The organism is Paenibacillus sp. HB172176 (genome assembly GCF_011947265.1).
Lineage (GTDB): Bacteria > Bacillota > Bacilli > Paenibacillales > Paenibacillaceae > Pristimantibacillus.
Window position 1 is genome coordinate 1 of the sequence record NZ_JAATHD010000030.1, and the last position, 11,502, is coordinate 11,502.

Here is an 11,502-nt window from a genome sequence, read left to right on the forward strand (position 1 = left end):
CCCGAAGGCGTAACTCCGCTCGACTTGCATGTATTAGGCACGCCGCCAGCGTTCGTCCTGAGCCAGGATCAAACTCTCCATAAAGGGAGTTTTCGCACTTGGCAAAGCCAATGCGAAAAGCTCCAAGGTGTTTGACTTGCTCATTTTTTCGCTTTTTCATTATCTCAACGAAGCAAGCTTCGTTCATGTAATGAGGCAGTTTCACTCGTTGTTCAGTTTTCAAAGAACAATCTTTGTTACCCGTCAACCGCGTGTCTCTCAGCGGCGACTTAGATAATATATCACGTATGCCTATACGATTGCAAGCTTTTTTTTCACAAAAAAACAAGCTCATAAAAATCATGAACTTGTCCTCTATCATTCAGCGATTCCTCGCTTATTCTAATAAACCTTCTCGGTCGTATATTTCTTCGAATCCTTCAGCCACTCTACCTTCTTATTCGCTTGCTTCAAGGTTGCGTCTACCGTGGTGTCAATCGTTACCCATTCGCCATCCAGATATACTTCATTCCAGGCATGATAGACCTTAACGTACTCGGAGTTCCCCATAACCAGCTTTGTCGGAATACCTTGGCTGCGCAGCATCGATGCGAACATCGAAGCGTAATCGTAACAAATTGCTTTCTGCGTAGAATACGTCCGATCAATGCTCGGCAGATAATCCCACGGGATGCTCTTCGCCAGCTCATTGTCGTACACTATAGTAGAAGTCATATAATCATAGACAGCTTTCACAATCTCTTCATCCGACTTCTTGCCCTTCGCAAGCTCTGCCGCTTTCTTAATCGCCTTGTCACTGCTTGTCCAGTTCACATTCTGCACGGAGTTCAGGAACACCGTCTTGTCATCCTTCAGACTCAACGTTACCTCGCCTTGCCGAGTCGCCTTGTAGGAATTGCCCGACACATTCTCCAGTACATAAATCTTATATGCCCCGTTGCCAAGCTGCAGCTCGAAGGATTCCTTCTCCACTGCCGCCGTCAGATTATAGCTGTAAGAGGACTTGCCTTTCACAACCATCGCTTTCGTCTTCACATTCTTCTTCACGGGATACGAGATCGAGACGACACCCTTCGACAACTCGGATACATCAAGCCAGCTGTCAGCCGCAACGGCTCCCGCACTCTGAACATGGAACGAAGCTGCCAACATGAATAATACGACGAATAGAACAGAGATTTTGCGCATAAAAAATAACCCCTTTCGGTAGCAAGGCTGCCATCATAACGGAAGGCCCTATTGCTTTGCGTCCCTGCCTTTCGACAGGTTTGCCATTATCGTTGAAGCTATATGATTTGTTCTATAAAGACTCATATTCCGTTCGCTAAAGTCCTATATGCTTCTGGAGAAATGAATCGATATAATGCTATATTACCATATCTATCTAGCTTTGTGTTACTTTTTTTTTCGAATTTTTCGCAAGTTTCGCAGAGCACTTTGTATCATCCTGTCGCGCGAGTGAACATGAACGAACAAAAGCCACAATTCGATACGAAATAATTACTAGAGACAGCTTCATATATGTAATTCTTTCGTCCCATATTTTAGGCATATCATATGGCAGATAGGTAATTAGTCTGATAATATATAAGGAGGGCAGAGAGGAGTGACCGCTCATGTCGGGGTATAAAATGTTCAAGGAACTGAATACGCCGCTCAGAATGTTCGGAATCCGCTTGTTTCGCGACGAGGACGGACACTTCTGGTATAAATTCAGAAATCATAATCGAAAGAAATTATTCTAGCCATGATCTGCCATGAATGCTACTAACACGATTCCTGCATAGGGCCTTCAGCGACAGCGCCTTGCTAACAAGGCGACTTTTGCCGAAGGCCTTAACCTTTCCAGCGCGACTCAGCGCTATTCCTGAATGCCCCGGCTATTCGCAGGCGCGCGGCCGATCGAATGATACTCCACTCCAGCATCCTGCATCTCATCGACGCGATAGATATTCCTGCCGTCATAGACCAGCGGCGTGCGCATCAGCTTCTTGTAGCTTTCCGGCGTCACCGCCTTCACTTCGCCCCACTCCGTGAAAATAAAGCATACATTCGCGCCAGCCAGCGCTTCTTCAGCACGATCGACATAGGTCATATGGCCATTGCCAACAGGTCCCGCGGGAAAACGCTTCGCGAAATTCGCAACACCTACCGGATCGTAGGCGTAAATTTCTGCTCCTTGCTCCAGCAGCAAGGGGATATTCTCCAAAGCGGCCGCTTCCCGCAAATCATCCGTGCCCGGCTTGAAGGTCAGGCCCAGCACGGCCACCTTCAAACCGCTGAACGTGATGAGACGCTTGCTCGCCTTCTTATACAGCATCGTCTTCTGCTCATTGTTCACGTCGATGGCCGCTTTCACCGTCTTCAGCTTATAGCCGTTCTGCCTCGCGAGATATTCGAGCGCCTTCGTATCCTTCGGAAAGCACGAGCCGCCATAGCCGATGCCGGCATTGAGAAACTTGCTGCCGATTCGCGGGTCGAAGCTCATCCCCTTCGCCACATCCTGAATATCCGCGCCAATGCGCTCGCATAGATTCGCGATGTCGTTCATGTAGGATATTTTCAAAGCCAGGAAATCATTCGAAGCATACTTAATCATCTCCGCCGATCTCCGGTTGACCGATACCACAGGCAGGTTGAAGGGCTTGTAGATGTCCATCAGCAGATCCTCCGCCCACTTGCTCACCGTCCCGATAATAATGCGCTCCGCGTGCAGTGTGTCTTGAACCGCCGAGCCCTGCGCCAGGAATTCCGGATTCGAAGCCACCTCCACCCGCACATCATGCACGAGGAAATCATGAATGAACTGATCGACCTTATCATTCGTCCCGACAGGCACGGTGGACTTCACCACAACAAGACAATCCTTCTCGATCGTCTCCGCGATCTGCCTGGCGACCGTTGCTATATAGGAGAGATTCGCAGAGCCATCCGGCTGCTCCGGCGTCCCCACTCCGATGAAGATCGCATCCGCGTCCTTATAGGCGGATTCATAGTCCGTCGTGTAATCGATTCGGCCCGCAGCGTAGTTCTTCTGCATCAGCTCCTCGAGCCCCGCTTCGTAGATGGGCGAGACGCCCGACTTCATCAGCTTCACCTTGTTCTCGTCAATATCCACGCATGTGACCTGATGGCCCATCTCGGCGAAGCATACTCCCGCAACCAGGCCTACATAGCCGGTTCCAGCTACTGCGATCTTAGACATATCTCTTCCTTCTTCCCCAGGTTCTAGTGAAAAAACGCCAATACGGTTAGTTTATCATATTTCGCCGCGGACCATTACGTTCTTATTCCTTCTCCCATGCAAAATAGACCTTCAACCAGACTGCGTCCATTCACGGAATAAGTCGCTGCCGGCAAAGGTCCAATTATTCACTTCATCGCTGCGGCAATCTCGCCTAAAGCCTTGATTCTCGCCTGTTGCTTCGCGCTATCGTATTCGGCGCTCCAGTCCGGCAGATCTCCGGTGTCGATCCCCGCCGCCTCATATTGCGCCTTCGCGTCGTTCACGAGCTTCTCGAAGTCGTTGTCGCAGCTGGCTTCCGCAGCAATAATCTGCTCCAGGTACTTGTCCTGAATCGTCTCAATCCCTTTGCTGTCGTCGCCAGAGAGCTCCTTCTTGATTTGCTGAACGAGACTGTTGCTCTGAGCGGTGCATGAAGATTGCAGAGCTTCCATCTTGACAGTGATTGCTTCGTCGATGGATTGCTTCTGAGCTCCCTTGGCGTCTTCATTCGTAGCGCTTGAGGCCGGCTCTGTCGAAGTTTCCGGCTTCTTCGTCGCGACAGGCTGCTGCGAAGCTGTTGGCGTCCCGTCAGGGGTTGCTGTTGGCTGAACGGCTGGCTCCGAGTTGGTTGGCTGCGCATTCGAACTATCAACAGAAGATTGAGGAAGTTCAGTCGTATGCTCCGGTTCGGAAGAGGAAGAGGTCTGCGGATCTGCTGAACCATCAGACGTATCTGATGAGCCGGGGCTCGCTGCATCCATCGGCCCAGCCGCCGCGTCGCCAGCCTCATCCGCATCTGCATTCGTCGATGCCGCCGCGATCTGATCCTGCAGCTCATTCACATCCTGCAGCTTGTCCTTAAGAGACAATATGCCGAGAGTGACCACTCCGCCTATTAGAACGACAGCAGCGCTGCCGATAAGAATCCATTTCCATTTGTTCATGGTTGTGGGCGCACACCCCTTCTATGTATGGCTTGGGCATGCTTCTCCTTATGTCTGTCATATATCGATAGAATTTGAGTTTATCTTACAACAATCCCCGGGCCTTCACAAGAACGTTTACGAATGGATTCATTTAATTGTAAAATAGATTGACAGCTAGAAACCATTGGAAGGCGTTGATTCTCGTGACCAGAGAAATTCAAATATTGTTGGTTGAAGACGATCCGGTTTGGAGAACCATGCTGACCAAGTTTATAAATAACGAAGAAAATCTGCAGGTTACCCACACGGCAGGAACCAAAGAAGAAGCTCTCTCCTTTTGTGCTTGCAACAAGTTCGATATCGTCCTGATGGACATCAATTTGACGCATAGCAACCTGGACGGCATTCAAGCCATCCTGGAGCTGAGCTTGACGGAGAATCAGGCGAAGATAATCGCCCTGACTTCATTGGAGGATGAGAAGGTCATTATCGATACCTTCACCGCCGGGGCCATTCATTACGTGAGCAAGCATGATTTCCGGAAGATACCCGATACCATCCGGGGCGTTATGGCATCCAGGTCCCCGCAAGAAATTATTTTGAACGAGTACTTACGCCTGAAGAAGGATGAACAATACGGCAAGCTGACAGCTGCCGAGCAGCAAATCGTGGCTCTTAGCGAGAAGGGGGCCGGGCGCGCGCAGATCAAGGACAAGCTGGGCAAGTCGGAAGGCACGCTGAAAAACCAGATTACAAGCATCCTCCATAAATTCAAAGCCAGAACAATGAAGGATGCCGTGCGGACGATTAAGAGCAGGGGGCTGAGCCATAAGGACTTTGAGCGATGATAACGACCATGATCATTGCCGCGGCGTTGGCAACCGTAATCATTGCGCTTAATCCCCGCAATCCATCGTTAAGATGGCTGAGCGCCTCTTTGTACTCGGGAAGTCTCATGATCGTCGTGTTTCTTCTCGACTTGAAATATCCGGACGCGCCCAATCTGTTCATAAATGCAATGATTTTCCTCACCGATGTCGCCATGGCTTATACACTGTGCATGTTCGGCGTCGTCTATTCAGGTCTGGCTGCGAAGAAGACATGCCATAAGCTTATAGCGCTCGGTCTCCTTCTGATCGGCATTGTCTGGCTTCTGACTCCGCTTACGCCAACCAGGCGCATTAATTATGAAGGAGATAATGAGCTGCCGGTCGTGTTGTTTGTCATCCTGTGCATGACCACAGGAATCCTTCTATTACTGATAGCGAATTGGAAGGAGAATCATCCCTACAAGAGGATTGAGAGAACATTAACCAGCCTGTTCATCGTTCCGACCATGCTTTATATCGCGATTAGCTATCTATTCTATTACTATGAAATCGATCTCTTCCGATTTAATTATCTGTTCGCCTTCGCCTTCTTGACCCTCTTCATTATCATCGGCATCAAGCAAGGCGCGCTCGGGGTGAGGATCAAGCTTGAAATGCTGAAGACAGATGCTTCCCTCCATGTATTGAAAAGCGGTTCGAGCTTGCTTAATCATACGATTAAGAATGAAATAGGGAAGGTCGACATCTTGCTTCATCAAATGAGGCATTCCATCAAGGATAAGGATCAAGCTGCGCATCTCGAAAATTCCGAGCCAGAGCTCGAGGATATGCTTACAATGGCAGCCGACTCTGTGCATCATATTCAGAGCATGATGTCGAAAATCAACGAGCGAGTGCAAGCCATTGAAGTGAAGCTGATTCAGGACAATCTGGCGCCAATCGTGGTGCAATGTCTGGATGCATTCGAGAAGACGGCAGGAGAACAACTCATCATCAACCGGAAGCTTGAGCAAGTCTCCGATATGTATTACGATCCTGTGCATATTAAGGAAGTGATTCATAATCTTCTTGCCAATGCTGCAGAGGCGATGGAAGATAAGGGAGTCATCACCGTTACATTGCGAGAGATGGAGCATGAAATCGTCCTTCAGATTACAGATACAGGCGAAGGCATCCCCAAGAGCTCTATTCCCGCTCTGTTCGAACCCTTCTATTCGACCAAGAGCAAGAGCAACAATTATGGGCTGGGACTGTTTTATTGCAAGAACGTCATGCTGCAGCATCACGGCACAATCCACGCAGAGAGCGTCCTCGGCCAGGGTTCCCGGTTTTCTCTCCGCTTCCATCTCTGAATGATTACTGAAGAGCCGTTCAATGCGAACGGCTCTTTTCTTCTATCATCCGGACAAAAGGCCTATAAAAAATAGGCATTACGAACTATAGTTGTTTTGAAGTAAACTGAACTATGTCGAAGCATAAGAGATTATGTAGAAACAAGGGGATCGTCGCACACGCTTCAAAAATCAACTAGCGAAGGATGAGGACATTGAGAATTCTACCAAGATTTCGTAAGAAAGTATGGCTAACGACCGCATTGTCAACTTGCATGATCAGTTCATTCGTTACACCTGCATATGCCGGAGCCACCAGCGGTCCGCTGGATAATATGATCGGCAATGAACTGCCAGCGGTGTTCAACGTCACGGCTCCAGATGTAGAGGATACCGTGATTCTCTCCTGGGACACAGCCGCTCTGAACACAGCGCTTGAGAGCTACGACCTGATTCAGGACGAGGCGAAAACCATCACTTATTATGTAAGTCCGGGAGCGGACAATGACGACGATCTGTCCGTCACTATACTGCTGAAGCTACCTGAGACAAGCGCAGCCGCTGTGGACTCCATAGAAGTTGATGACAATACCATTGAAAGTTCATTCAGCGATAACGGATTTGACTATTATGAATTGAATGAAGGACTTGCCATCGGCATGAATGACACGGCTTATTCCGATACATTCGACATTACCTTCAACGACGTATCGAATGGAACTCCTTTCTCGGCCAGCCTTGTTGCGATTAAAGAAAGCACGCCTGCCCTAAAAACCGAAATGCCTGGTGAAGGTAATTTCTGGCCATTATCTTTTATAAACGGAGAAACGAAAACGGCAACTCTCTATTACTATCCTGCGGCAGGGGCCGATAATGGAACGGCTGTCATTCAATTGGGCGAAGGCATTACAGGCTTCGACGCAGCCACTAGCTCCTACACAGACTACGAAACCGGCACGCACACAGATCTTACAAATTTCTGGGACGAGGCTACCAAGACACTGACCATACCCATTAGCGTGCCTGCTAATTCGCCCCGTGAATGTTATATTACATTGCAAAATGCTGTGTTCAATTCCACCCCGGGCACTTATTCCGTTTCCATTAAGGTTGACAGCGACGGAGCAGGAACAGCTTATTCAGAAAGCGATGAATACACAATGGACTATCAAATTAACCAACCCAGTTAATTAATCATTTCCAATTCTCTTCCATCCCCTCATTACTTAATGGGGGGATACAAATTATTTGAATCGTGGTGAATTTATGCAGAAGCCTGCCATGCGTTTCCTACTGATGTTACTAAGCGCAATCCTGATTCTTATTATCGTTCGGGAATATCCGTTCAAGACCGTTTCCGCCGAGAGCGGCACTCCGGCCCTGGACATTATTTCGAACGAACTTGATGTTCAGTTCAATGTGGTTGAGCCTGAGCCGGATAACAGTCATGAGAATGAACCCGCGACCACGCCTTCCACAACGGAGGAAATCTCGGTTATCGTCGACAACGGAGATGGATCGGGGATATCCTCGGCAACCATTCAACGGACAACCAATGCTGACGGTACCAAGAATGACAAAGTAACATTCAAGCCGGAGCAAGCCAAAGAAACCGTCGAGAAAGCCAAGCAATCCGGACAAACAACCGCGCGTATCGTAATTCCGGATAAGGAAGACGAGGTTGCCCGGTTAGACGTCACCATCCCTAAGGAAACCGTATCAGCGCTGGCAAGCGGAGGCTTGAATCTCGAGATCTACACAGAGAATGCCAAGCTTGTGCTGTCCAATGACTCCCTATCCGATATTACCGAGGACTTCTACTTCCGAGTCATTCCGATCAAGAGTGAGACAGAGCGCACCGAGGTCGAGGAACGGGCAAGAGTCGAGCAGGTTGTCCATGAGGTCGCTGGAGACAATTCTGTCAGCGTTGTCGCTCGCCCGATGACCATCGAGACCAATCTCTCGAGCCGAGCGGTCGACATTATCTTGCCGCTGCAAAATGTCACCTTGCCGACAGATGAGCAAGAACGCGAAGCCTTCCTGGCTGACCTCGTCATCTTCATCGAGCATAGCGACGGCGACCGTCAGTTGGTCAAGCCGGAAGTGGTCGTATATAAGGACGGCCTGTTGGGTCTGAAATTCGGGGTTAACAAGTTCAGTACCTTCACCATTCTCAATATGGAAGGCTGGAAGGAGTATCTCCTCGCACAAGAGGCAAAGCATAAGCATGATGCCTATATGCAGGGCTATCCTGATGGAACCTTCAAGCCCGACAGAGGCATAAGCCGGGCCGAGATGGCGATGATACTCTCTCGCATTGAAGCTGGCGGCATTCGTGAAGACAGCCGCGAGAGGATGTTCCCTGATGTCGCTGCCAGCCACTGGGCACAGTCGGCCGTACAATATGTGAACGCCGAAGGACTCATGTCAGGATTGCCGGACGGCAACTTCCATCCGGAACAGTCCGTCACAAGAGCAGAGATGGCAGCTATCGCAAGCCGATGGTTGAAGCTGGAAAGCGATGCGGCTGTATCTTCAGCATTCAAGGATACGGCTGGCCATTGGGCCGGGAAGGACATTGCAGCCGTTCAGCAAGCCGGCGTGATGGAGGGCTATCCTGACGGATCATTCCAGCCGGAGAAAGCATTAAGCCGTGCCGAAGCAGCTTCCATGATCAACAATATCCTCAAGCGCGGCTCGCAAGATTGGACAAATCCAACTTGGAGCGATGTACCGACAACGTACTGGGCGTTCAAAGCGATCGAAGAGGCTTCACATGATCACTCGTTTACGGACAATGCAGATGGCTCCGAATCGATTGTGGAATAAGGAATAAGGATTGATGAAAGCCCAAGCCGGGTAACCTGGCTTGGGCTTTTCTTCGTGGGGTATGAGAGAGTCAATGCGATAGTATTGGAATAAGGCACATATTTTATACCTAATTGCTGGCGGTTCAACTTCAGCGCTTTTTCTTAATAAAAAATCAAATCAAGCTGGATTTTTGTAATAACCTCTGAATGATCAACGCTACTTCCGCGCGTGTAATATAGGCATCAGGCGCCAGCTCCCCATTGCGTCTACCCAAGACAATACCTGCTTCTACACTGTCTGCTACAGCGCTTCTTGCCCAACTGGATACAGAATCTTGGTCCTTGAACGCGCCAAGCAAATTTTCAACTGCCACATCTGAACTTACTCCCTGCAACTCAGTAATCTCCATTGCTCTAGCTATGACGACCATTGCTTGTTGGCGAGTAATTCGGTCATCCGGCCTAAAGCTACCGTCTTCAAAGCCGTTAATTAATCCATAATCATGAGCGGTTTGAATGGCTTTATAGTACCACGCATTCTTACTTACATCTGTGAAAAGGGCTGCTCCGCTTTCTAGCTTCAACCCAAGCCCTCTTACGATAATCTCCGCAAATTCTGCACGAGTGATTACCTGATCAGGTTTGAACTCGCCATTATTGAATCCGTTAATCACCATACGGGAGCCCATATTGTTCACTGCATCCTTCGCCCAGTGATTCGCTACATCCTCAAAAGCCAGTGGATGCCAAACGACAGAATAGGTGCTGTTCGTCAGACTACTGATCTGGGCATAATACAAGTTATCGGCTTCTATGACTTTCGTTGGGACATGACGCACTGTCCCATCTTGCTCTACCACAATTCCGGTTGTAATCAGGTTGAGGTCAATGCCCTCAGGAATCGCAACCATACGTTTCACATAAGCGTTGAACCTTGAAATCTCTTCCGATCTTCCGTCATAAACTGCGCTCACCTTAAAGTTGACCGATGGAGCTACTGGCGTGAACCCTTCACGGTTTGCTGCCTCTTCAACCACTTTCAACGTATCAGGCAGCGGTTCTGCAATTTCAATTCTCACCTTGACATCCTGTAATAATAGATTGGTCCCGAATCTATTGGACAGCGCATCTATATTAATTTGCACTGCTGGTAACGTATAGATTCCCTTCTCCGTACGAATTTCCACCACTGCTTGCAAATTCTCCATATTTTTAATCATGCGTCCATTAAACTCAGCAATAGCTACATCACTGCCTGTAAATATGGGAATTGTGATTACCGCGCCAATGCCTTCTTGATCAAGACGCTGCTGTAATATATCTTCGTCTACCGCAATGGAGGTAACCATTTGGCCATTGACTTCATACGTTGTTACGATTCCAGCATTCTCTACCTTGCCGTTAACGAGAATAACTGCTCCTCCGTTGTTATCTTCATTTGGTGTAGAAGTAGAAGGTGTTCTTGGCACGACAGAATTCGAGCTGGCTGACCCAACACTCTTGCCTAGAGCAGTAATCGCTTTAACCTTGAAGGCATAACTTGTCCCATTATCAAGGCCTGTTATTTTTATTGGGCTCTCTGTACCTGTTACCGTAATGTTGCCCGGCGTTGAGATTACTTCATAGCCCGTTATAGGGCTTCCACCATCATCGGAAGGAGCTGTAAAGTATATAATGGCTTGTCTGTTTCCAGCCTTCGCTTTAATATCTGACGGTGCCGATGGAGCCCCCATTGGTGTCGAACTTACTTCGTTTGAAGGTACGCTCTCACCGCCTGGATTAGTGGCTTTGACTGTAAAATAATATGGCGTTCCATTCGTTAATCCTGTTACATTATAGGTATATACCGATCCTGCGACTGTTCCATTTTCTGTTGCATAATTAGTAGGCGTTATACTTGAATAAATCTTATATTCAGAAGCCCCTATAACGGGATCCCATGAAAGAGTGACCTGCTTATCATCAGAAACAGGAGCATGCAAGACAGGCGCTCCAGGGGCAGGCACTTGAGGAATGGCACTAACTTCAATGGAAGCCTCACTGTCCCCGCCATCATTCACCGCTTTAACTACGAAATAATATGGCGTTCCATTCTCCAAGTTTGTGGCTTGATACTGATAGACGGATTCACCAACTGTTGCAATCGGGCTATCGTAAGCTCCGGACGTTGTCGTCTGATATATATTGTACGATGTTGAATTGGCAACACTTGTCCAACTGATTGCAACCATTGTATCTCCTGGTACAACTGATTGTATGACGGGTTTATTCGGTGAATTAATGAGCCACTTCGCATACAAGGTTGCGCCGTCTACAGGCACTGTATCCGCTGTGAAGTCCCATGCATTCGTCAATCCAGCTTCCTTGTACCAGCCCTGG

At 48.6% G+C, this 11,502-nt stretch carries 9 protein-coding genes, 1 rRNA gene and 1 riboswitch; of the genes, 5 read left to right on the plus strand and 5 right to left on the minus strand.

Annotation, left to right across the window (positions count from 1 at the left end; genetic code table 11):
* Positions 1-84 (minus strand): 16S ribosomal RNA (locus tag HFP08_RS25425); the annotation flags it as partial.
* Positions 85-381: 297 nt separating this feature from the next.
* Positions 382-1,188, minus strand: coding sequence for a transglutaminase-like domain-containing protein (locus HFP08_RS25430; protein WP_168123446.1), 807 nt, complete (start codon positions 1,186-1,188; stop codon positions 382-384).
* Between the two features lie 14 nt (positions 1,189-1,202).
* Positions 1,203-1,283, minus strand: a riboswitch (cyclic di-GMP riboswitch).
* Between the two features lie 333 nt (positions 1,284-1,616).
* Between HFP08_RS25430 and HFP08_RS29555 the strand changes: the two genes are divergently transcribed.
* Positions 1,617-1,745: a hypothetical protein gene (locus HFP08_RS29555; RefSeq protein WP_277345890.1), complete on the plus strand. Its 129-nt coding sequence runs from the start codon at positions 1,617-1,619 to the stop codon at positions 1,743-1,745.
* A 116-nt stretch (positions 1,746-1,861) separates the two neighbouring features.
* Here the strand turns inward: HFP08_RS29555 and HFP08_RS25435 are convergent, their stop codons facing one another.
* Positions 1,862-3,205 carry a UDP-glucose dehydrogenase family protein gene (locus HFP08_RS25435; protein WP_168123447.1) on the minus strand — a complete coding sequence of 448 codons (1,344 nt, stop codon included), beginning with the start codon at positions 3,203-3,205 and terminating at the stop codon, positions 1,862-1,864.
* A gap of 167 nt (positions 3,206-3,372) precedes the next feature.
* Positions 3,373-4,170: a hypothetical protein gene (locus HFP08_RS25440; protein ID WP_168123448.1), complete on the minus strand. Its 798-nt coding sequence runs from the start codon at positions 4,168-4,170 to the stop codon at positions 3,373-3,375.
* A gap of 185 nt (positions 4,171-4,355) precedes the next feature.
* Here HFP08_RS25440 and HFP08_RS25445 point away from each other — a divergent pair, with 185 nt between their 5' ends.
* The 4 genes from HFP08_RS25445 (at position 4,356) to HFP08_RS25460 (ending at position 9,142) form a co-directional block, all read left to right on the plus strand.
* Positions 4,356-5,000 carry a response regulator transcription factor gene (locus HFP08_RS25445; RefSeq protein WP_168123449.1) on the plus strand — a complete coding sequence of 215 codons (645 nt, stop codon included), beginning with the start codon at positions 4,356-4,358 and terminating at the stop codon, positions 4,998-5,000.
* Complete coding sequence (locus tag HFP08_RS25450) at positions 4,997-6,334, plus strand: sensor histidine kinase (RefSeq protein ID WP_168123450.1); 1,338 nt, start codon at positions 4,997-4,999, stop codon at positions 6,332-6,334. Before HFP08_RS25445 ends, HFP08_RS25450 begins: the two co-directional genes overlap by 4 nt.
* A gap of 194 nt (positions 6,335-6,528) precedes the next feature.
* On the plus strand, positions 6,529-7,503 hold the full coding sequence (locus tag HFP08_RS25455; RefSeq protein ID WP_168123451.1) for a hypothetical protein: 975 nt from the start codon (positions 6,529-6,531) through the stop codon (positions 7,501-7,503).
* Positions 7,504-7,561: 58 nt separating this feature from the next.
* A complete protein-coding gene (locus HFP08_RS25460; RefSeq protein WP_168123452.1) occupies positions 7,562-9,142 on the plus strand; it encodes an S-layer homology domain-containing protein in 1,581 nt (526 codons plus the stop codon).
* A 154-nt stretch (positions 9,143-9,296) separates the two neighbouring features.
* Here HFP08_RS25460 and HFP08_RS25465 read toward each other — a convergent pair.
* The coding region (locus HFP08_RS25465) for an S-layer homology domain-containing protein (protein ID WP_206109318.1) at positions 9,297-11,502 on the minus strand (2,206 nt) is incomplete at its 5' end.

What these genes read in the sequence shown, in the direction of transcription:
- HFP08_RS25430 (WP_168123446.1), bottom strand. Translation starts at nt 1,188, where the DNA reads ATGCGCAAAATCTCTGTTCTATTCGTCGTATTATTCATGTTGGCAGCT.
- HFP08_RS29555 (WP_277345890.1), top strand. Translation starts at nt 1,617, where the DNA reads ATGTCGGGGTATAAAATGTTCAAGGAACTGAATACGCCGCTCAGAATG.
- HFP08_RS25435 (WP_168123447.1), bottom strand. Translation starts at nt 3,205, where the DNA reads ATGTCTAAGATCGCAGTAGCTGGAACCGGCTATGTAGGCCTGGTTGCG.
- HFP08_RS25440 (WP_168123448.1), bottom strand. Translation starts at nt 4,170, where the DNA reads ATGAACAAATGGAAATGGATTCTTATCGGCAGCGCTGCTGTCGTTCTA.
- HFP08_RS25450 (WP_168123450.1), top strand. Translation starts at nt 4,997, where the DNA reads ATGATAACGACCATGATCATTGCCGCGGCGTTGGCAACCGTAATCATT.